We start from the raw sequence: 19,593 nt of genomic DNA on the forward strand, positions 1-19,593 counted from the left end.
GCACCATCCCCGAGATCCCCCACGAATTCATTCCGCGCCACATCGCGCTCGTCATGGACGGCAACGGCCGCTGGGCGCAAGAGCGCGGGCTGCCGCGCACCGAAGGCCACCGAGTCGGCGAGAAAGTGCTGATGAACATGGTGGACGCGGCGATCGAGCTCGGCGGCGTCGAATGGTTGTCCGCCTACACCTTCTCCACGGAGAACTGGCGGCGCAGCGCGGACGAGGTCCGCTTCCTCATGGGGTTCTCCCGCGACATCATGCGGGCGGAACGCGACCAGCTGCACGCGAAGAATGTGCGCATCGTGTGGGCAGGGCGTCGCCCGCGCCTGTGGCGCTCAGTGATCCGCGAGCTCGAAGCAGCCGAAGAGATGACCAAGAACAATACCGGTCTCACTTTGGCCATGTGCATCAATTACGGCGGCCGGGCAGAGATCGCCGATGCGATGAAGCGAATGGCCACGGCAGTGAAGAAGGGGGAGTTGAAGCCGGGGGAGATCAACGAGGCGTCGATAAGCGAATTCTTGTACCGTCCCGATATGCCCGACGTCGACCTGTTCCTGCGGCCGTCGGGCGAGCAGCGCACGTCGAATTTCCTGCTGTGGCAGTCGGCGTATGCGGAGATGGTCTACCGCGATATTCTCTGGCCGGATTTCACCGCGGATGATCTCTACGATGCGGTGCTGGAATACGCGCAGCGCGACCGTCGGTTCGGAGGCGTGAAGAAATGACGGAGGCTCCCACCCGCAGCCAAATCCGCAAATGGCGCCAGTATCTGGCCAATGAGCGCGCGGAGGCCGCGACGTACCGTGAGCTGGCGAAGAAACGCGAGGGCGACGAGCGGGAGATTCTCGAGGAGATCGCCGATGCCGAATCACGCCACGAGGAATACTGGCGCGACAAGCTCGGGCCTGAGGTGGGCATGCCCATCAAGCCGGACCTGCACACGCGGTTCATGTCGTTTCTGGCGCGGACTGTCTCGCCCGTGTTCGCGCTGGCGTTGATGCAGACCGCGGAGCAAAGATCGCCGTACCTCGAGGACGATGACGCGCCGGACGAGATCGCGGCGGACGAGGCGATGCACGCGGAGGTCGTGCGAGCGTTGGCCACGCAAGGCCGCGAGAAACTCTCCGGCTCTTTCCGCGCGGCTGTGTTCGGTGCGAACGACGGGCTGGTGTCTAATGTGGCGCTCGTGCTCGGGGTGATGGGCTCGGGCGTGTCCTCGAATTTCATTCTCCTCACCGGCATTTCCGGATTGCTTGCCGGTGCGCTGTCGATGGCGGCGGGCGAATACGTGTCGGTGAAATCGCAGGCAGAGCTTCTCGACGCATCGACGCCCGCCCCCGAAGCCCGTGACCTGTTGCCGAAACTGGATGTGAATCAAAACGAGCTCGCGTTGGTGTATCGCGCACGCGGAATGAGTGCGGAGGAAGCCGACGCTCAGGCGAAGAAAGTGTTCTGGTCCATGATGACCGGACACCAGCACCACCACGTCGAGGATGGGCTCGAGCCGGAGGATTCCGATGCCAGCGGTGCGTGGTCGGCCGCGATCGCGTCATTCATCTTCTTCGCCACGGGCGCTTTCGTGCCGATCATCCCGTTCTTGTTCGGGGCATCTCCGCGTCTGGGTGCGATCATCGCGCTTGTTCTGGTCTCTGGGGCGCTGTTGATCACTGGCGGCATCACCGGTCTGCTCTCCGGCAAGAAGCCGGCGTTGCGGGCGTTCAGGCAGCTCGCGATCGGGCTCGGCGCTGCGTTGGTGACGTACCTGCTCGGCGTCGTATTCGGCGCGTTCGTGGGAGCCTAGAGCTTCTGGCACGTCTGGCAGACGCCGAATACTTCTGCATCGTGCCCGCTGAGCTGGAAGCCATATTTCTCGGCGGTCTCTTTCGCCCACTCCTCGACGGGGCCGCCGTCGATCTCCTCGCTGCGGCCGCAATTGGTGCACACCAAATGGTGGTGGTGCCGGTCAGTGATGCAGTGCCGGTAGAGCGTCTCGCCGGTCTCAGAATTGAGCGCGTCGACCGCGCCGACCTCGGTGAGTGTCTGCAGCGTGCGGTAAACAGTGGTCAGGCCGACCTTTTGACCGCGGTCAGTCAGCTCGCGGTGAATTGACTGGGCGGACGCGAAGCGGTCGATGTCCTGGAGAATATCGACCACTGCGGCACGCTGGCGGGTATTCCGCGCGCCGATTTTCAATGTGTCAGTCTTATCCGGCCGAGTAGTCATGCCCTACACCTTATTGGTTCTCAGGCCGGCGGGACTGGGGTGTTCGGTTTCAAGCCCGGATCTTTGTCCGGAGTCACATCCGGCAGTGGCCCGAAAGCAGCGGCGGCGCCGGCGCTCTTCGATGCGTCGATGAAATCCGGGCCCTTCTTCCTGCGCGCAGCCAATTCGTCAACCTCATCTTCAGTCTCTTTCGTCCGCTCAGCGAGCAAGGAGAGGGATTCTAAGGTGGCGATGACACCGGGCACCGCGAGGCGATAGACCACCTCGCGGCCGGAGCGGGACGAACCGACTAAACCAGCGTTTTTGAGAACGCGAAGATGTTGACTGACCAGGGGCTGCGATTTACCAAGCACCCGCACGAGCTCGTGGACGACGTGGTCCCGGGCGTGCAGCAGAAGAAGAATCTGCAAGCGCATGGGGGAGTCGAGGGCGCCAATGATCCCTGCGGTGTGCTCGAGCTTTTCCGCAGGCCAGATCGTTGGGTCGCTCATCGTCCGGGTCACTCCAGGAATTTGTGAAAGATAGTTGCTGCTTCAGTTTAATAAGAAAGTGTCCCAGTGTTGGCTAAGCCCCAGGATTCGAGCAATTTCTAACCGAGTTTGCTCGACAAGTTGATTTCGGCTTCGCCGATCATCTGCAGAGGGAAGAGCAGAATGACCAACGGCCCGCCCAGCAATATGTCCAACATGAACGTTTCAGTTGGGTGGCGGTCCCCGCGCAATCCTTCGATTACGTTGCTTGCGCCGTTCATGATGGTGGCGTACAACGCCATCGCGCTGCCGCCTTGGGGAGCAGGCTCCTGAGCGGAAGCAACGGGGGTAAGGGTGCCGACAGTGAGTGCTGCCGCGGTCGCAGCGGCGATGAGCTTCTTAGAGATCTTCATACTTTTCTCATCGCAACTTCCTCCGCGAATGTTAACGCGATACCGCCGTACCTGCGCTTCTGGCAAGGCGCTACACTTGTTCCCGTTGACGTAAAGAAACCGTTTTCAGGAGAGTTGAACTACCCATGGCTTCGACCGTGATCGATACCGTTGTGAACCTGTGCAAGCGCCGCGGCTTGGTCTACCCAGCCGGAGAGATTTACGGCGGCACCCGTTCCGCATGGGATTACGGTCCCTTGGGCGTCGAGCTCAAGGAGAACCTGAAGCGCCAGTGGTGGAAGCACATGGTGCAATCGCGTAATGACGTCGTGGGCGTGGACACCTCCATCATCCTGCCCCGCCAGGTGTGGGTCGCCTCCGGCCACGTTGACGTGTTCACGGACCCGCTGGTGGAGTCCCTGTACACCCACAAGCGCTACCGCGCGGACCACCTGCTCGAGGCCTACGAGGAAAAGCACGGCCACCCGCCAGCAAACGGCCTGGCCGACATCAACGACCCGGAGACCGGCCAGCCGGGCAACTGGACTGAGCCGCGCGAATTCTCCGGCCTGATGAAGACCTACCTGGGCCCGGTCGATGACAAGGAGGGCCTGCACTACATGCGCCCGGAGACGGCGCAGGGCATCTTCGTGAACTTCAAGAACGTCATGACCTCGTCGCGCATGAAGCCGCCGTTCGGCATCGCCAACACCGGTAAGTCTTTCCGCAACGAGATCACCCCGGGCAACTTCATCTTCCGCACCCGCGAATTCGAGCAGATGGAGATGGAATTCTTCGTCAAGCCGGGCGAGGACGAGACCTGGCACCAGTACTGGATCGACGACCGCCACCAGTGGTACATCGACCTGGGCATCAACCCGGATAACCTGCGCCTCTACGAGCACCCGCAGGAGAAGCTGTCGCACTACTCCAAGCGCACCGTCGATATTGAGTACGCCTACGGCTTCCAGGGCTCCAAGTGGGGCGAGCTGGAGGGCGTGGCCAACCGCACCGACTACGACCTGAAGACGCACGCGGAGGCCTCCGGCGAGGACCTGAGCTTCTTCGACCAAGAGACGAATGAGCGCTGGATCCCATACTGCATCGAGCCGGCCGCCGGCCTGGGCCGCGCGATGATGGCCTTCCTGATCGACGCGTACCACGAGGATGAGGCCCCGAATGCGAAGGGCGGCGTGGACAAGCGCGTCGTGCTCAAGCTCGACCGCCGCCTCGCCCCGGTCAAGGTGGCCGTGCTTCCGCTGTCGAAGAAGCCGGAGCTGTCCGGGCCGGCACAGGAACTGGCTGATTCGCTGCGCCAGCACTGGAATGTCGACTTTGATACCTCCGGCGCGATCGGCCGCCGCTACCGCCGCCAGGACGAGATCGGCACTCCGTTCTGCGTCACCTACGACTTCGACAGCCTCGAGGACAATGCCGTGACGGTCCGTGAGCGCGACACGATGGAGCAGGAGCGCGTCAAGCTCGACGAGCTCGAGGCTTACCTGGCCGCTCGTCTGATCGGCTGCTAGCCATGCATTACATCAGCTGGGACCGCGCGGACCGCGATGCGCCTGTGCTACTGGCCGAAGAGGGGCCGAACGCGCTCGCGAAATTCACGCACGAGCGCGCCGAGCTCACCTCGGGCGAGGTGTGGGAGCTCATCACCACCCCGGAGGGCGGCGCCATTGCGCGTCGCGACGGCCGCGATATCGTCCGCGCCGACGGTTCCCTGCGCCGGGACAAGCAGATCCCGGTCATCATCGAAAACCGCCGGTACGTGATGGTGGCGGAGACCTCCAAGAATTGGATCATCGACAATGCCGACGGGCAGAAAATCGCCCAATTCACCTCCGACCACAACGGGGTGCGCCGCGCAATCCTCGAATTCGAGGGCGAGACAGACCTCGCCGACATCGATATCGTGGCGCTTGCATGGGTCAGCCGGCTCGTGCTCGAAGCACGGAAGATGATCAATTCCACCGCGCTCATCGCTTTCATGGTGTTGCTCAGCGTGTTCATCGTCGCCGTGTGGTTCATTGGACCGAGCTAAGCAGGAGCAGCATGATCAACGCAGTGTGGGAAGGCGCGAGCCTCGTCGCCAACGGAAATGTCGTCGCCGCAGTCACCGCGGATAACGAACTGACTGTTGACGGGAAGCGCATCGCAGTTTCCCACACCGCCGGCGCTCTTCGTTGGCAGGTCAGCGGTGAAAGCGCAGACGAGAATTTCTCAATCCGCATGCGCGGCCTTGGAACAAGCAACCTCGTCGCCCATTGCGGCCCGCGCAGCTACCGCGCACAACGCGAGGGGGCATTCAGCACGTCCCGCACCATCGTCGACGAAGAAGGGGTCGTCGTTGCGCGCACGCGTCCGCGCCGAGGCACTCAATTGCACGTCGAGCTTGACGACGCCGCCCCTCTCTCCGACCTCGCCTTCATCACCTGGGCGCTGACCTTCATGGACACGCCCGGGCGCACCACGAAGATCTAGAAGCTGCCTCCGCGGCCACTCATACCGCCGGCGAAGCCACCTCCGCCGCCACCACCGCTGAAGCCGCCGCCACCGCTGAAGCCGCCGCCACCGCTGAAGCCTCCGCCACCGAATCCGCCACTTCCGGACAGCAGGGAACCCCAGATGATGGCATTCGCCATGGAATTGGTGGTGCGGGCGGTCTGCTGGCGGCGGTAGCCGTCGATATCGTTCTCGGCTGCCTGCGCGGCGCGACGGGCAGTGTCGGTTGCCTTGCGTGCTGAATCGATCGCGCTCGACGTGTTCTTTGTGCGGTTGTTCTGGGCTTCCGCGTACTGGCGGGAGCCTTCAGCCAATAGGGCGCGCGCCTGAGACTCGATGATGCGGCCACGGGACTCGATGAGGTCCTGGGCACTCTGCAGCTGAGCTGCTGCGACCTGCAGCTGCTGGTCGAGGAGCTGGAGTTTACGTTGCTGGTCGGTGGCGGCGCCGCGGGCCTTGTCGATCTCGTCGTCGATATCCGCGTCTAGCTCCGTCAGTTCCGTGAAGACAGCCAAAGGATCGGTCTCACCCCGGTTGCCGACTGCGCCCAATTCCTCGCGGGCTCGTGCCGAGATCGAATCAAGGGCAGCGATATCGATGCGTGCGCCGTGCTCGCGCTCGTTCTTGAGCTGCTCGATCTCGCGCAGCTCGTCCTCGATTTCTTGAATGAGCGCGGGCAGGTTCGTCTTTGCCGTACGGATATTGGTGTCGGCGTGCTCGATCGCGCCGAGGTTCTTATCCGCGACTTCGACTGTGCGCTGTGCCCCACGCAGAATGTCCACGAGTGCGCCCTGCTTGCCGGCAGGTTGCGAGGAGAGCTCTCGTGCCTCCTCCAACTGCTTTTCCGCTTCGTCAATGGACTCGGAAGCGATGTCGACATTGTTCGTGATCGAGCTCAGAATCTGCTCCGAATAGCGGGACTGCAGGCCTTCCAACGTGTTGCGCGCAGGTTCGACGCGTGCGCGCAGATCGACCGTGCGCTGGAAGATCGAGTTGATTTCGCTGTCGGCGTTCATGAGCACATTGCGCATATCCTCGTACTCCTGGCTCTTGTCGGCCAGTGCCTGGTCGGCCTTGCCACAGGAGGTGATGATGTCGATCAGCATCGCGCGCTTTTCCGGCTCGGTCTCCGGGATCGCGTCGTAGAGGCGGTGATGAATACCGAATGCGCGCTGCAATGCGGAGGTCGCTTCATTCATCGCGGACGTGAACGGGCGGACGCGCTCGGCTCCGAATTCAGAGGTAGCCACCTCCAGCTGGTCTTTGCCCTCGCGGATGGACTCGTCGGTGTTGACCAGCGTGTCCTGGGCCAGTTGTTCCAAGGTCGGCGTGGGCAGGCGGCCCAGCGAATCGGCATCCCCCGGATTGAGCTCGCGTGCCGAGGCCAACTGTTCCCTGTCCCGCTTCTTGTTGCGGTTGCGCCCGTAGAGCCAGAAGCCGCCGCCGGCGAGTGCCGCCGCGCCGAGACCGCCGGCGACAAGGCCAGCACCATCGCCACTGGAGGAGCCGTTGACTGCATTGATCGCCTCCAGGCCCGCCGCGCCGTAGTTCTTCGTGGTCAGCTGGTCGAAAGCGGCGTTCGACATTGCGTCCACGTCGCCGCTGGACCACTGGGAGCCGGCGTTGACGTTGTATTTTCCGTCATCCGGCGAAATCGCGATCACAGCGGTGTTCGGGCCCTTGTCCGTGATCGCTGCACGCACCCACTCGGCGGGGTCCTCGCCGCCGAAGGTGCTCAGATACACCACATAGGCGTTGAGCTGCTTGGACTGCTGCAGCTGCGCGATCGCGTCCTCGATCTCCGCCTTCTCCCCGCCGGAGAGCACGCCGGCTTCGTCGGTGACCTTGTCCTTCAACTCCGTCGGTGCCAGTGACGCCTCTGCCGTTGTGGTGGCTTGGGCATCCACGAAATCAGTGGCAGCGAGCGCCAGGGGAGCGGCGGAAAGAGCAATGCCACCGGCGAGCGCCGGGGCGGCCAGAGCAATACGGAGGTAGCGCGAAGTCATGCCCACTAGGGTACCCGTGCGCGTGGTGACCGGGGACAAGAAACAAACACGTCTAGGCTCGATGACGCTATGACGTACCAGTATGATTCCGCGGACCTTGCTCGCCGCACGGCGGAGGGGGAGAAAGGCTCGCAGCTCGCCAATATGGAGGAGCACCGCGACGCATTCGCCCGCGACCGCGCCCGCGTCCTGCACTCCGCGGCACTACGCCGCCTGGCGGACAAGACCCAGGTGGTCGGCCCGCGCGACGGAGACACCCCGCGCACGCGCCTGACGCACTCGCTGGAGGTCGCGCAGATCTCCCGCAGCATCGGCATGGGGCTGGGTTTGAACCCCGACCTGTGCGAGATGGCCGGTCTGACCCACGACATCGGCCACCCGCCCTACGGGCACAACGGTGAAGTGGCGCTCAATGAGCTCGCCCGTGAATGTGGCGGCTTCGAAGGCAATGCGCAGACCCTGCGGATCTTGTCGCGCCTGGAGCCGAAGATTCTCCACGACGGCGCATCTTTTGGCCTCAACCTCACACGCGCGGCGCTGGATGCCGCGTGCAAGTACCCGCGCACACGCACGAACCCGGACGGGTCGGTGAACCGCAAATACGGTGCGTACGACGAGGACGCTGACATCCTGGCATGGCTGCGCGAGGGGCACACCGACGAGATGCCGCCCATGGAGGCGCAGGTGATGGACTGCTCCGACGACATCGCCTACAGCGTCCACGATGTCGAGGACGGCATCGTTTCTGGCCGCGTGGATTTGAAGGTGCTGTGGGATCTCGTCGAGCTCGCCGCGCTCGCAGCCAAAGGAGCGGCGGCATTCGGGGGCACAGCAGACGAGCTTATCGACGCCGCCGCCCGCCTCCGTTCCCTTCCCATCGTCGCCGCCGCCGCTGATTTCGACTTCTCGCTTTCCGGCTACGTCACCTTGAAGAAGATGACGTCTGAGCTGGTCGGGCGATATGTCGGCGCCGTGATCACCGCTACGGAAGCTGCGAATCCTTTCCCCGTCGGCCGCATGCACGGCACGCTCGTGATTCCGCCTGAGGCCGAAGCCGAGGTTCGCCTGCTGAAGACCGTCGCGGTTCTCTACGTAATGGACATGCCTGCCCACATTGCCCGCCAGGACCGTCAGCGTGACCGCATCGTCCGCGTCTACGACTACCTGAGCGCTGGTGCCCCGGGATCGTTGGACACCATGTTCGCAGCCTGGTGGCACGAGGCCAGTACGGACGCCGAGCGCGAGCGCGTGATTATCGACCAGATCGCGTCTATGACGGAGTCCCGTCTGGAGCGCACGGCGAAAAAGACCGCCTCTTTCGAGGGCTACCTCTAGGACGCGGTCAGCTCGTAGCTCAAGGTGTAGGAATGCGTCCCGTCAGCATCGACGTCTAGCTCAAGTGCACCGGAGATACCCTCTAGGTCGCCGAAGCCGGACGCCGGCACGATGGTGTAACGCAGCTCGTCGGCGCCATCGACCATCGTGCCGTACTGGTGGAACGCGAAGCCGCCACTGCGCCCGTCGAGCTCGCCCTCAAATACCTCGAGCGCAGTGTACGACGCAGTGCCGGTGCTCGGATCGCCCACGGAGAGCATCTCGCCGGAGCTCGCACCGGACAGTGATCCATGCCATTGTTTGGTGAATTGGAATCGGCCCAACTGGCCGCTAGCTTCAGCGGGGGTCAGGGAAACGTCGAAAGTGCCACGGACAGAAGTGGGTTGCATGATCCTGATGCTACCGCACCAGTATGATGCTTTCGCGGGAGAACACGTTGTGTAGCTTTCCGGTCAGTTCTTCGGGGACCCGCCAATCCGAGACCACGAGGCGGCTCGCCCGGGTTTCGCGCAGGAGGTCGGCGAGTGAATCGAGGTTGCGCGGGATGGGACGCTCGTCGGAGGCGTAGACGGCATCGATGATGCCGGCGCCGAGGTCCTCGATGGAGTGGACGGGGCGGGCGATGACGATGGTGTTCACGGGCATTACTCCACCACCATTTCGCAGAAGGACTCGTAATGGTCGTCGGTGTAGTAGTACACGTCCGGGTCGGTTTCGGTGCCGCCGCCGGTGACAATGCGGCGGGCGCCGCGATGATTCACGCCAGGGGTTTCCACGGTGTACTCGCGGTAATAATCGGAGTTCTCCGCCGGCAGGATCTGCTCGTAATTGCCAAAGTGTTTGCCGTCGTTGGAGGGGTAGGAGAAGGGGCCGCCGGAGTGGATGTCGTCGATAAGCTCTGTTGCTTCTTGCGGCACCGACGTGCACTCGCGGATCCCGTCGGGGGTTTGTGGCGCGTCCGGATCGTGCACGATTGAGTACACGGTGGCAACGAGCGTGATGAGGCCGATGATGAGGATCAACGGCAGAGCCACTGAATGGCTCGAACTGTCTCCTTCAGTAGACATGGGTTCATTTTAAACACACCCCCGCGCGGTAGGATGTGCGCCATGGCTAGGGGCAGAATTCCGGATAGTGACATCGAGGCTATCCGCGAGCGCGCCAATATCGCGGACATTGTGGGGGAGTACGTCCAGCTCAAGCCCGCCGGACACGACTCGTTGAAGGGGCTGAGCCCGTTCAAGGACGAGAAGACGCCGTCGTTCCACGTGCGTCCGGTTCGCGGTTATTATCACTGCTTCTCCACGGGCAAAGGCGGCGATGTCTTTTCCTTCATGATGGAGATGGAGCAGCTGAGCTTCCCCGAAGCGGTCGAAGCCGTCGCGGAGGAGATCGGCTACCACATCAACTACCAGGGCGGATCCACAGGCGCCCGCGATGTGAAGCCCGGCACACGCGCCCGTCTCATCGCGGCGAATAAGGCCGCGCATGAGTTCTACCGCGACAAACTCGAGCAGCCAGAGGCCGATGTGGGCCGGCGTTTCCTCCTCGACCGCGGCTTCGACCGCGACATCATCCACCACTTCGAGTGCGGGTACGCCCCCGATGGCTGGGACACGCTGACGAAGCATCTGCTGCGCAAAGGCTTCGAGGTCGAAGAGCTCGTCGATGCGGGTCTGTCGACAATGGGGCGGCGCGGTCCCATCGACAAGTTCCGGCGCCGCCTGCTATGGCCGATCAAGGATGTCGCGGGCAACGTGATCGGGTTCGGTGCCCGGAAGCTCTTCGACGATGACCCGATGGGCAAGTACATGAACACCTCGGACACGATGCTGTACCACAAGTCCAAGGTGCTCTTCGGTCTTGACCTGGCGAAGAAGAATATCGCCGCCGGCCACCAGTGCGTGGTCGTGGAGGGCTACACCGACGTCATGGCCTTGCACGCCGCAGGCGTGAAAACAGCTGTCGCTGCCTGCGGCACCGCCTTCGGCAAGGACCACATGAGCATCATCCGCCGTCTCATGCTGGATGACAATTACTTCCGCGGCGAGCTGATCTACACCTTCGACGGCGACGAGGCCGGTCAGAAGGCAGCGATGCGCGCCTTCGAGGGCGACCAGCAATTCACCGGCCAGTCTTTTGTCTCCGTTGCCCCCGACGGTATGGACCCGTGCGATCTGCGCATGGCTAAGGGCGATTCGGCCGTCCGCGATCTGGTGGCCAGTCGCGTTCCGATGTTCGAGTTCGTCATCGAGTCTCTCCTCCAGGACTTCTCTCTCGATACCGCCGAAGGACGTTTGCAGGCGCTTCGTCGAACAGTGCCCGTCGTCGCCCAGATTCGCGACACTCCTCTGCAGACCGAATACGCCCGCCAGCTCGCCGGCTGGGTCGGCTGGCCTGACCCCAACGAGGTGATCCGCCAGGTCCGCCAAGAGGCCAAGAAGCCGAAGCAGGTCAAGCGCTCCGCCTGGGAGATGGCCACCCCGACACAGTCGAACCAGCCTGCTCCCAACCAACCGGCATTTGAGCTACCCGACCCGCAGGACCCGCTGCTGTGGGCCCAACGCGAAGCCCTCAAGGTGGCGCTCCAATATCCGGAGGCCGCGGGCAGCTATTTCGATGGCATCAACCCCGACGCATTCACCCACCCCGCCTACCGCGCTGTCCGCGACGCCATGGGCACAGTCGGCGGCGCCTCCAATGCCGGTTCAAGCTGGATTTCGCACGTCTCCGACGAGATGACCGACGCCGCCGGCCGCAATTTCGTCTCTGAACTCGCCGTCGAGGAGATCCTCGCCGAGGACCCCGCCTCCTACGCCGACTCCGTCCTATCCCGCTTGCAAGAAGTCCGCGTGGGCAACCAGATCGCCCAGCTCAAGTCCCAGCTCCAGCGCATGCGCCCCAGCGACGACGAGATGGCCTACAACGCCCTCTTCTCCGACCTCGTCGCCCTCGAGCAGGCGCGGCGGGAGTTGAACGACCGGGCGTTTCGGGGATGAGCCTGAGGTAGTATCGGAATCAGGCTCTCACCTCCGAGGTGAACCAAACCCGCCGCACCCCTCGCCACGCGCGAGGGGTGACGTGCTTTCGCACCCACTATCATGTGGTCCCATGACCATCCTCGTCCTGGACCCCCGCTGGCCCGACATGATCCCGTTGGCCGCTGCCACCAGCCTTGAAGGCCCGATCGCGTACACCGACGAGGTGCCTGTCTCCGTCCGCTGGAACTTGGGTGACATTTCCACCACCGAATCCGCGCAGGGCACCCTGGTCACTACCGATATCACTGACCCCGAGGCGCAGAAACGCGTCGCAGCGGGGGAGCAGCTCATTGAGGCGCCCTCGCTTGCGGACCCGCTCTTCCAAGCCCAGTCCGTCATGCGCGCGGCCCGCACCCGCGGCGAGTGGGAGATGGCCCAAACACACGAGACGCTCATCGAGTACCTCGAACAAGAATCGCGCGAGCTTATCGACGCCATCCGCAACCACCACCCCGACGACGCCCTCAAGAAGGAACTCTCCGACCTCCTCCTCCAGATCCTCTTCCACGCTGAGATCGCGTCCCGCCGCGGCGCTTTCAGCTTCCCCGATGTCGCCCAGGCCTTCGTGGACAAGATGCGCAACCGCGCCCCGTACCTCTTCGATGGCTCCACCGGCACCGTGGAAAAAGACGAGCAGGACCGTCTGTGGGCGGAGGGAAAGGCGAGGGAGAAGGGTAAGTAGAAGACCCTCGTGACTCTTTGGAAGAAATATTTGAACGCGTCCCCTAGAATTTACGGGAGATTCAACCGTCTTCGAGGGAGTTTTAACAAAAGTGGTCCTGAGTTCAGCGAAACCTAAGGTCATGACGGTTTATGGCACTCGTCCAGAGGCCATTAAAGTGGCCCCTGTCATTACAGCGTTCGCGAGAGACGACAGGTTTGAAACCGTCGTTGTCTCGACTGGCCAGCACCGCGAGATGCTCGAGCAGGTGAATAACCGTTTCGGCATCACTCCGGATTACGACCTTGGGTTGATGAAGCCGGGCCAGGGGCTCAATGAGCTTGTATCCCGCGCGATCGCTGGCCTGGATCCGATCATCGAAGACGAGCAGCCGGACGTGATCATCTCCCAGGGAGATACCTCCACAGCTATGGCGGCAGCCCTTGCTGGCTTCCACCGCGGCGTGAAGGTCGTTCACCTAGAAGCCGGCCTCCGAACGGGCAACATCTTCTCCCCGTTCCCGGAGGAGGCTAACCGCAAGATCATCGGCCAGGTCTCTAGCCTCCACCTCGCTCCGACGAACGAGTCGAAAGAGAATCTTCGTCGCGAGAATGTTCGCTCCAAGGATATTGTTGTCACCGGAAACACCGTGATTGATTCGCTTCACATCTCGACCACCTGGGACGTCGAGTTTGAAGATGAGCGGTTACGTGCCATCTCAGATACTGATGAGCGGCTTGTTTTGGTCACTACCCACCGCCGCGAAAACCTCGACGCTATGAAAGAAATCGGTGGAGCCCTGCAGGATCTGGCGAAGACTTACCCAGACGTTATCTTCGCGCTGCCGCTCCACCTCAATCCTAAGGTTCGCGATCAGGTCCTTCCCGAGGTAGAAAACCTGCCGAATGTGATCGTCAGCGATCCGCTCCCGTACGATCAGTTCACCGCGCTCATGAACCGCTCCTACCTGGTGCTCACCGATTCCGGTGGAGTGCAGGAAGAAGCGCCGTCCTTGGGTAAGCCGGTCCTGGTCATGCGCGACAACACTGAGCGCCCAGAGGCTGTCGTCGCCGGCACCGTCAAGCTGGTGGGCACCAACCGTCAGCTGATCGTGGCTGAAGCGACTAACCTGCTTGAACAGGAAGCTGCCTATAACTCAATGGCTAACGCGGTTAACCCATACGGCGATGGCAGGGCTTCAGCTAGGGCAGTGGCCGCTATCGCTGAACTTACGTCCGTTGGAGACCGCGTCGCTGAATTTCAACCTGATGTCGGCATTGGTGGCTGAGGGCTTCTTAAAGAATTCGCCACGTTCAGAAGTGGCAGAGTATCGTTGGAGCTGAGATTAGGATTGAGCATGTATGCGCTCAGTGAAAGAGTAATCGGCGACTCTGGGAAGCATTGATGAGAGGGGATTTAAGTGCGAATTCTTCTCATCACCCAGTACTGGGCGCCGGAAAACGGAGTTCCACAAAGGCGCTGGAACTGGCTGACTGAACTTCTGCTTGAGAACGGCCACGAAATCATGGTCGTTGCACCTCCCGCTCATTATCTTCGCAAGCTGAGTCTTAAGGAATGGGCGAGAGAAAGAGGGTTTCGATCCTACGTCGATGAGCACGCGCATCGTCCGAAGCTACAGGTTGTGCGGTCTGGGTACTTTCCCGGCGGTACGTCAATTACCGAGAAGGTTCTCAATCAGTGTGCGGTGGCCGCGGGAAGTCTGATGGTCCTTTTTCAGAGAAAAGGAGTGGTCGCCGATTTTGCACCAGATCTCGTCATTGGCACCGTTCCAGCACTTCCGACTGCGTTAGTTACGTTTGTAGCCTCACGACGATTTCGAGTCCCCTATGTAATCGATCTGCGAGACGCTTGGCCGGAACTCTTACAGGTGACCGGTAAGTGGAACATAGCTACTGGTACGCCGTCGTTGCGGCAGAGAGTGCTTTCCAAGGGGCCGCTTCAATTTGTGGTTAAACTAACTGATTTTGTCCTCAGTACTACTCTACGGCGTGCAGAGTCCGTGATTGCGACGTCAGAAAACTTGTGCGTAGACCTCAATCAACGCTTCAAGGAGTGGAATCGGGCGGTAACTGTGCGAAATGTCTTTCCACCTGAGACCTTGATTGATAAAGAAATTGATTTGGACCGGAAGGCTCACTCGCTAAATGTTCTATATGCCGGAACACTCGGTAGAGCTCAGAATCTGGATAACGCTTTGCAAGCCGCCAAGATCGCTCAGGTAAATGGTGTCGAAGTAAAGCTTCGTTTCGTAGGTGCTGGAGCCGCAAAACAAGAACTGATTTCAAACGCGGCAAGAATGGGATTGAACGCAGTCTTCGAGGAAAGGCGAGGTCCGGAGCAGCTTGAAGAGTTGTACGAATGGGCGGATACCGCCTTAGTTCACCTTACAGATTGGGAGCCACTACGACGCGCAGTGCCCTCAAAAACTTATGAGTTAATGGACCAAGGGCTCCATATTTCCGCTGTGGTAGCCGGAGAGACTGCTGACCTTGTAAGGTCCCTCACTGCTGGAGATGTGGTCGCCCCCGAAGAGCCGCATCAACTTGCCTCGCTTTGGGAGGAGTTAGCACGAGACAGGGCGAGGCTACAGGTTCCACAATATGCGCGAGAGTGGGTAAGGGAACAACGAACGCGAGTAGCTCCTCAAGCGTTTCTATCCACCGTCGAGAAGTGATGTCTTAGACATGAAAATAACACTGTTGCCTTTGGCGGCCACAAACTTCGCCGCGCAGGCAATTGAGAACCCACGTGGTTTCCTTTCGAAAGTGACTTTGAGACTATGTGGCCACTCTCTGTTTGGTCGGGCCCCTTTGTCGGTCTCAGATGGGCGGTTCAACGGGTTCCAAATCCCAATTCATTCATCTGCGCCTTCATCGAAATGGAATGGCAACGTTCTGCACGTGTTGACGAATTCTTTTCCGTATTCCGTTGGTGGGTATGCCGTTCGCAGCCAAGAAATACTGCGGGCCCAAAATCAGATTGATCTCCACAGCACCGCAATCACTCGGCTCGCATATCCGGTGAATGTCGGGAGGTTTCCACAGGCAGATCGAGACGTGGTTGCTGATGTTACCTATGCGCGAGCGTTACCACGGTTATACCCATTGACTGCCGTTAACCAAACGCGTCTTTTCGCCCGCTTGATCGCGGAGGAGGCCGAGCGGCAGTCAGCGAGTGTGCTTCATACGACTACGCCCTGGCCCAATGCGGCCGCGACATCACTTGCCGCCAAATGGCTGAATATTCCCTGGGTATATGAGGTTCGAGGTGTACCTGAGATCACGTGGGCGGTGAGCCAACCAGACGCGAATCGCGCGTTCGATTCTTTGTTTTACCGCAACTCTCGGCAGAAGGAAATGCAGGCGATGACCGCAGCGAGCGCCATTGTCGCATTGAGTCAGACGGTTGAGCGGAATCTAAAGTCTAGGGGTATCAATAACAAGATTGTCATCGTTCCAAACTCAGCTGACCAAGCGTGGCGAAACGAAGCCAAGAATCCACGAACAGCGCAATCTCTTCTCGGGCTTCCCGCGGGCCGATACGTTGGTGCAGTGAGTTCCCTAGTGGATTACGAGGGTTTCGACTGCTTAATCCGAGCCATCTCGTTTCTTCCGCGCGATGTCCGAGTGTTGTTGGTAGGGGATGGCCTTGCCTTGCCGAGTCTTCGCGCGCTTGCGCAGGAATTGGAAGTTGCTGACAGAGTGGTATTTGCGGGGCGAAAAACGAGCTCCGAGATTGCAAACTGGTATTCGGCACTTGATGTCTTCGTAGCGCCAAGAAAAAACAATCAACTAACGAGGTTAGTAACACCAATGAAAACGGTGCGTGCACAAATGCATGGTACACCTGTGGTTGCATCGGATCTTCCTGCTTTGCGCGAAGTCACGCAAAATAAAGCCGTTTACGCAAAAGCTGAGGATTCGAAAGATTTGGCTCGGGCCATCAACGAAGTACTCAGCGAAACTAAGTCTTCCACCAGCTGTATGCATCTTCCGACTTGGGCGGATTCAGCTGAAGTTTATAGGTCCTTATATGGATCCTTGTAGACACTGGCTTGGCGAAATCCTGTTTCGGATAGTCCGGCTTCGTCGAACGAAACGACCTGCTGAAGCACGTTCTGGAGAAGAGCTTTGGGCGGAGCTACATGGCCTTTCCCCCAATCTCCGAAAAGCAATTGAAACTGTGGGTATTTATCAAACTCGTCGGCCAAAGGCTTAAGGTGTCCAAAAATATGGAACCGATCCGTTGAATTCTGCATATAGTACAACTTTGGGAAGCTGTCGTTCTCCCGCAGAGCAACTACAGCCGAATACAGCGATTGTTCGATGAATGGTTTTCGGTCCCCGTCCCAAGCCAAGTCGATGTAGTTATCGACGTGATTTCTCCGATACTTCAGTACGTCGGTCTGAGCATTGGCTATGACAACGGTCGTGTCCGGGATTTTCGTTGCTTGGATAAGCGAAGCATACCCACCGCCGGATGCTCCAAAGAGAATAATTCGCTTCGCGCCTATGGACTTGGCGGTGCTTTGGATCACCCGGGAAATCTGATTCTGCAGGTCAGGCTGAGCGTAGCTCCCCGCATACCAGGCTAGAACAAGATCCGGTGTCAGGTAGAGGCTTGGATCTGTGAATGACAACCTCGCCACATCGAGATGCCTAGCAATGTTTGCACCGGCAAAGATTGGTAGGTGGGCATCGAGCCCCAACGCCCCATGAAAGATTACGAGGAGAGTTTCTGCTTCTGCGGCGGTGAGGCAAAACTCCAAAGGAAGTCCGCGATCCCAAATGGAATGAACGCCTTTGCCTACCGCCTCACTTGCTTGAAAGCTAGCAAAAGATTTCCAAATGAATTGCCTCGTAGGGAAGAATCCGATGGCGCGTTCACGAGAGACGAGAGAGTTGTTTGGTTCCCATAGCACCTCCGGTGTCATCCGAGAGGCTATTTGTGTAACACCAGCGCGGTATGCTCGCCGAGAAGTCTTTCGAAGTTCACGTAGCGTCGCGTGTAGGTCCCAGACCATTAAACCTCCACGTGCTTGAAGTTTAGGCCACGCGTTTCAAGTTCAGAGTTTGCCAAAATTTCGGCATCCGAGATGCTCCAGGTATGTGAAGAACCGCCGCGGACAGCAATGTAGTTGAAGCTATCGGCTGAGTAAACGGATTTTCCCTTTAGCTCTAGGCGCGCGAGAAAATCACTGTCTTCCCCTTTAGACCGGTCCGAAAAAGGGATTTCTTCAAAAAGGCAACGCCATCCTACAAGCGTTGACCCCGAGACAAAGTTTCGCCATGTGTGTTCTTGGTGCTTCCAACGGCGGACCAAAGAGTCGGAGTCGGAGAGATAGAAGTAGATGGATGCTTTACCTACGAGATCAGCTCGCATGTTGATGAGTGTATTGACTTGGTCCCGGATGTAGTTGGGAAGGTAGTAATCATCATCATCGAATTTAGCGATAATATCTCCGCTAGAGTTCGCTACTAGCCGATTAAGACACTCTCCTAGCGAAACGTCAGCGCTTTCGTGCAGTATTCGAACAGAAAAACCTACGCTCTCGACGCGTTTTCGAAAGTTGGGGCTGATTTCGATCCCGTGCCCCAAAACACAAAGCTCGATGTTCTTAAAAGTTTGAGTCTCGACCTGTGATAATAGGTGCGATAGTTCAGAATCCCGGTTAGTGGAGCACAAAATTGAAACTTTAGGAAGGGGGGCGTTATTGAGAGGTAGACCTAGGGTCTTCGAGATTTCAATTGCTCGGTGGCGGTAAGTGTGTTCTTCCCAGATTCGGCGTAAAGCTTTATGAGAGGTTCTGCGACGAATGTGCTCGGAATTGACAAGGGCCCTGAGCGCGAATTCTGCTTCGGATTGATCATTCACAGAAATCACTTCGTCGTTGTCGAAGAAATAAGGAAGCGCTGCAGACTTTGTTGTTACAACCGGCGTTCCGGAGGCACCTATCTCGAAAATTCGTCGCGCGCACATGCTGGGGCTCTCCGTGACTGAATTCACATTGAGGAACAATTTGAAGCAGCGGTACGCAGTCAACATTTGTTCGTACGGAAGCGAACCTACAACGTGGGCTTGCCATTTAGCGGGGAACTGGTATTTGGTGGCGCCGCCGAAGTGGCGCGAGAAAATACGGAAGCTGAGGCCATAGCGCTCGGAGACGTTGTGGGCCGCGCCGAGTAGTAGGTCCATTTGCTGTTTGCGGTTTTCGAATTTGTCTCTGAAGTAGGTTCCTGCGAATGCGATGTCGTCTGCGTATCCGGCGAGGTTATTTCTTGCAGGATTATGGATTACTGGCTGCGCTCCAAAAGGTAGAGCGAAGATTGTCGCGCCGGGTATTGCCTTCTCGTAAGCGGGAATTTTGTTCGAGTCGGATGTGGCAATGTAATCAAAAAGTTTTGCTGTGGATAGGAAATCCTCGAAGTGAGGTGGATCTTCCTTGTTCCAAAATAGGGTCGGAATACCACTTTCTTTGCAATTTGCCAGTAGCCTTCGTAACTCCTCAGATGGTGCATTTTTCCCTACTAGTTGGTACTTCCATGCGCCATCGTTGCCGTTCCAGGCTGACTCCACCATGAGCAGATCTAAAGTTGAGAGCGTGCTCGAATCCCAGTCACCGGGGTTGATGGGAACCAGATCAAATTCTGGTTCCCAAGCAGTGTAGGAAAACTCGTCGAAGATGCAGCCCACCTTGATTTTGTGATCACTGGACTCACGAGGTGTTGCAAGAGGCCGGGAGTCGACGGGAGGGAAGCCAGTAGTGGTTGACGGTGAGTTAGATGTCCGAATAACCCTCTGGAGCTGCCGTACGCGAGTCTCTACGGGCGCAGGGGCGTACTTGAGAAACAGGCGCTTCAGTTTCGTCACCGCGAACCGCGAAGCTCCGCTTAGGGGGAAGTCACTGCGTTTCATTTATGCTCAGTC

At 59.4% G+C, this 19,593-nt stretch carries 20 protein-coding genes; 11 read left to right on the plus strand and 9 right to left on the minus strand.

The genetic code is table 11. From position 1 onward, the window contains the following. Nucleotides 1–53 precede the first annotated feature (53 nt). Together ACUY2Y_RS02270 and ACUY2Y_RS02275 are read left to right on the plus strand one after the other, a co-directional pair. Nucleotides 54–731: an isoprenyl transferase gene (locus ACUY2Y_RS02270; protein ID WP_396121742.1), complete on the plus strand. Its 678-nt coding sequence runs from the start codon at nt 54–56 to the stop codon at nt 729–731. Then, nucleotides 728–1,807 (plus strand): VIT1/CCC1 transporter family protein, encoded by a 1,080-nt coding sequence (locus tag ACUY2Y_RS02275; RefSeq protein ID WP_448324632.1) that lies wholly within the window; start codon nt 728–730, stop codon nt 1,805–1,807. Before ACUY2Y_RS02270 ends, ACUY2Y_RS02275 begins: the two co-directional genes overlap by 4 nt. Here ACUY2Y_RS02275 and ACUY2Y_RS02280 read toward each other — a convergent pair. The 3 genes from ACUY2Y_RS02280 to ACUY2Y_RS02290 all read right to left on the minus strand — a co-directional run bounded on the left by ACUY2Y_RS02280 (nt 1,804) and on the right by ACUY2Y_RS02290 (nt 3,112). After that, complete coding sequence (locus ACUY2Y_RS02280) at nt 1,804–2,229, minus strand: Fur family transcriptional regulator (RefSeq protein ID WP_448324633.1); 426 nt, start codon at nt 2,227–2,229, stop codon at nt 1,804–1,806. The genes ACUY2Y_RS02275 and ACUY2Y_RS02280 overlap by 4 nt on opposite strands. A 20-nt stretch (nt 2,230–2,249) precedes the next feature. Next, the gene (locus ACUY2Y_RS02285; protein ID WP_448324634.1) at nt 2,250–2,720 is read right to left on the minus strand and encodes an ArsR/SmtB family transcription factor; all 471 of its coding nucleotides are present in this window, start codon (nt 2,718–2,720) and stop codon (nt 2,250–2,252) included. A 98-nt stretch (nt 2,721–2,818) separates the two neighbouring features. Beyond that, the gene (locus ACUY2Y_RS02290; RefSeq protein WP_448324635.1) at nt 2,819–3,112 is read right to left on the minus strand and encodes a hypothetical protein; all 294 of its coding nucleotides are present in this window, start codon (nt 3,110–3,112) and stop codon (nt 2,819–2,821) included. Nucleotides 3,113–3,237: 125 nt separating this feature from the next. Here ACUY2Y_RS02290 and ACUY2Y_RS02295 point away from each other — a divergent pair, with 125 nt between their 5' ends. From ACUY2Y_RS02295 to ACUY2Y_RS02305, 3 genes are read left to right on the plus strand one after another with little or no spacing between them, the layout of a single operon-like run. Next, nucleotides 3,238–4,620, plus strand: a complete 1,383-nt coding sequence (locus ACUY2Y_RS02295) for a glycine--tRNA ligase (protein WP_210572611.1) — start codon at nt 3,238–3,240, stop codon at nt 4,618–4,620. 2 nt (nt 4,621–4,622) lie between these two features. After that, nucleotides 4,623–5,141: a hypothetical protein gene (locus tag ACUY2Y_RS02300; RefSeq protein ID WP_448324636.1), complete on the plus strand. Its 519-nt coding sequence runs from the start codon at nt 4,623–4,625 to the stop codon at nt 5,139–5,141. 11 nt (nt 5,142–5,152) lie between these two features. Next, nucleotides 5,153–5,581, plus strand: coding sequence for a hypothetical protein (locus ACUY2Y_RS02305; RefSeq protein WP_448324637.1), 429 nt, complete (start codon nt 5,153–5,155; stop codon nt 5,579–5,581). On the opposite strand, the gene ACUY2Y_RS02310 is transcribed toward ACUY2Y_RS02305, so the two are convergent. After that, nucleotides 5,578–7,608 carry a TPM domain-containing protein gene (locus ACUY2Y_RS02310; RefSeq protein WP_448324638.1) on the minus strand — a complete coding sequence of 677 codons (2,031 nt, stop codon included), beginning with the start codon at nt 7,606–7,608 and terminating at the stop codon, nt 5,578–5,580. The genes ACUY2Y_RS02305 and ACUY2Y_RS02310 overlap by 4 nt on opposite strands. A 69-nt stretch (nt 7,609–7,677) precedes the next feature. Here ACUY2Y_RS02310 and ACUY2Y_RS02315 point away from each other — a divergent pair, with 69 nt between their 5' ends. Further along, on the plus strand, nt 7,678–8,943 hold the full coding sequence (locus ACUY2Y_RS02315; RefSeq protein ID WP_448324639.1) for a deoxyguanosinetriphosphate triphosphohydrolase: 1,266 nt from the start codon (nt 7,678–7,680) through the stop codon (nt 8,941–8,943). On the opposite strand, the gene ACUY2Y_RS02320 is transcribed toward ACUY2Y_RS02315, so the two are convergent. From ACUY2Y_RS02320 to ACUY2Y_RS02330, 3 genes are read right to left on the minus strand one after another with little or no spacing between them, the layout of a single operon-like run. Beyond that, the gene (locus ACUY2Y_RS02320; protein WP_210572634.1) at nt 8,940–9,332 is read right to left on the minus strand and encodes a DUF3224 domain-containing protein; all 393 of its coding nucleotides are present in this window, start codon (nt 9,330–9,332) and stop codon (nt 8,940–8,942) included. The two genes, ACUY2Y_RS02315 and ACUY2Y_RS02320, sit on opposite strands and share 4 nt — an antisense overlap. A 10-nt stretch (nt 9,333–9,342) precedes the next feature. Then, the gene (locus tag ACUY2Y_RS02325) at nt 9,343–9,588 is read right to left on the minus strand and encodes a hypothetical protein (protein WP_210572637.1); all 246 of its coding nucleotides are present in this window, start codon (nt 9,586–9,588) and stop codon (nt 9,343–9,345) included. After that, entirely contained in the window at nt 9,588–10,010 is a 423-nt protein-coding gene (locus ACUY2Y_RS02330) for a ribonuclease domain-containing protein (protein WP_448324640.1), read from the minus strand. The genes ACUY2Y_RS02325 and ACUY2Y_RS02330 overlap by 1 nt, the downstream gene beginning before the upstream one ends. Nucleotides 10,011–10,052: 42 nt before the next feature. Between ACUY2Y_RS02330 and dnaG the strand changes: the two genes are divergently transcribed. From dnaG to ACUY2Y_RS02355, 5 genes are all read left to right on the plus strand, one after another. Beyond that, a complete protein-coding gene (dnaG, locus tag ACUY2Y_RS02335) occupies nt 10,053–11,942 on the plus strand; it encodes a DNA primase (RefSeq protein ID WP_448324641.1) in 1,890 nt (629 codons plus the stop codon). 112 nt (nt 11,943–12,054) lie between these two features. Next, nucleotides 12,055–12,666 carry a MazG nucleotide pyrophosphohydrolase domain-containing protein gene (locus tag ACUY2Y_RS02340; RefSeq protein ID WP_448324642.1) on the plus strand — a complete coding sequence of 204 codons (612 nt, stop codon included), beginning with the start codon at nt 12,055–12,057 and terminating at the stop codon, nt 12,664–12,666. A 121-nt stretch (nt 12,667–12,787) separates the two neighbouring features. Beyond that, nucleotides 12,788–13,933, plus strand: a complete 1,146-nt coding sequence (gene wecB / locus ACUY2Y_RS02345) for a non-hydrolyzing UDP-N-acetylglucosamine 2-epimerase (protein ID WP_448324643.1) — start codon at nt 12,788–12,790, stop codon at nt 13,931–13,933. Between the two features lie 132 nt (nt 13,934–14,065). After that, complete coding sequence (locus ACUY2Y_RS02350; protein WP_448324644.1) at nt 14,066–15,340, plus strand: glycosyltransferase family 4 protein; 1,275 nt, start codon at nt 14,066–14,068, stop codon at nt 15,338–15,340. 226 nt (nt 15,341–15,566) lie between these two features. Then, nucleotides 15,567–16,712 carry a glycosyltransferase family 4 protein gene (locus ACUY2Y_RS02355; protein WP_448324645.1) on the plus strand — a complete coding sequence of 382 codons (1,146 nt, stop codon included), beginning with the start codon at nt 15,567–15,569 and terminating at the stop codon, nt 16,710–16,712. On the opposite strand, the gene ACUY2Y_RS02360 is transcribed toward ACUY2Y_RS02355, so the two are convergent. Both ACUY2Y_RS02360 and ACUY2Y_RS02365 read right to left on the minus strand, forming a co-directional pair. After that, nucleotides 16,685–17,599: a hypothetical protein gene (locus ACUY2Y_RS02360; RefSeq protein ID WP_448324646.1), complete on the minus strand. Its 915-nt coding sequence runs from the start codon at nt 17,597–17,599 to the stop codon at nt 16,685–16,687. The two genes, ACUY2Y_RS02355 and ACUY2Y_RS02360, sit on opposite strands and share 28 nt — an antisense overlap. An 89-nt stretch (nt 17,600–17,688) precedes the next feature. Beyond that, entirely contained in the window at nt 17,689–19,581 is a 1,893-nt protein-coding gene (locus ACUY2Y_RS02365) for a glycosyltransferase family protein (protein WP_448324647.1), read from the minus strand. Nucleotides 19,582–19,593: the final 12 nt, after the last annotated feature.

This window comes from Corynebacterium sp. 20-84, assembly GCF_053479455.1.

Excerpts from the sequence above, each read along its gene's own strand:
- ACUY2Y_RS02270 (WP_396121742.1), top strand. The coding sequence starts at position 54 with ATGGACGGCAACGGCCGCTGGGCGCAAGAGCGCGGGCTGCCGCGCACC.
- ACUY2Y_RS02275 (WP_448324632.1), top strand. The coding sequence starts at position 728 with ATGACGGAGGCTCCCACCCGCAGCCAAATCCGCAAATGGCGCCAGTAT.
- ACUY2Y_RS02280 (WP_448324633.1), bottom strand. The coding sequence starts at position 2,229 with ATGACTACTCGGCCGGATAAGACTGACACATTGAAAATCGGCGCGCGG.
- ACUY2Y_RS02285 (WP_448324634.1), bottom strand. The coding sequence starts at position 2,720 with ATGAGCGACCCAACGATCTGGCCTGCGGAAAAGCTCGAGCACACCGCA.
- ACUY2Y_RS02290 (WP_448324635.1), bottom strand. The coding sequence starts at position 3,112 with ATGAAGATCTCTAAGAAGCTCATCGCCGCTGCGACCGCGGCAGCACTC.
- ACUY2Y_RS02295 (WP_210572611.1), top strand. The coding sequence starts at position 3,238 with ATGGCTTCGACCGTGATCGATACCGTTGTGAACCTGTGCAAGCGCCGC.
- ACUY2Y_RS02300 (WP_448324636.1), top strand. The coding sequence starts at position 4,623 with ATGCATTACATCAGCTGGGACCGCGCGGACCGCGATGCGCCTGTGCTA.
- ACUY2Y_RS02305 (WP_448324637.1), top strand. The coding sequence starts at position 5,153 with ATGATCAACGCAGTGTGGGAAGGCGCGAGCCTCGTCGCCAACGGAAAT.
- ACUY2Y_RS02310 (WP_448324638.1), bottom strand. The coding sequence starts at position 7,608 with ATGACTTCGCGCTACCTCCGTATTGCTCTGGCCGCCCCGGCGCTCGCC.
- ACUY2Y_RS02315 (WP_448324639.1), top strand. The coding sequence starts at position 7,678 with ATGACGTACCAGTATGATTCCGCGGACCTTGCTCGCCGCACGGCGGAG.
- ACUY2Y_RS02320 (WP_210572634.1), bottom strand. The coding sequence starts at position 9,332 with ATGCAACCCACTTCTGTCCGTGGCACTTTCGACGTTTCCCTGACCCCC.
- ACUY2Y_RS02325 (WP_210572637.1), bottom strand. The coding sequence starts at position 9,588 with ATGCCCGTGAACACCATCGTCATCGCCCGCCCCGTCCACTCCATCGAG.
- ACUY2Y_RS02330 (WP_448324640.1), bottom strand. The coding sequence starts at position 10,010 with ATGTCTACTGAAGGAGACAGTTCGAGCCATTCAGTGGCTCTGCCGTTG.
- dnaG (WP_448324641.1), top strand. The coding sequence starts at position 10,053 with ATGGCTAGGGGCAGAATTCCGGATAGTGACATCGAGGCTATCCGCGAG.
- ACUY2Y_RS02340 (WP_448324642.1), top strand. The coding sequence starts at position 12,055 with ATGACCATCCTCGTCCTGGACCCCCGCTGGCCCGACATGATCCCGTTG.
- wecB (WP_448324643.1), top strand. The coding sequence starts at position 12,788 with ATGACGGTTTATGGCACTCGTCCAGAGGCCATTAAAGTGGCCCCTGTC.
- ACUY2Y_RS02360 (WP_448324646.1), bottom strand. The coding sequence starts at position 17,599 with ATGACACCGGAGGTGCTATGGGAACCAAACAACTCTCTCGTCTCTCGT.
- ACUY2Y_RS02365 (WP_448324647.1), bottom strand. The coding sequence starts at position 19,581 with ATGAAACGCAGTGACTTCCCCCTAAGCGGAGCTTCGCGGTTCGCGGTG.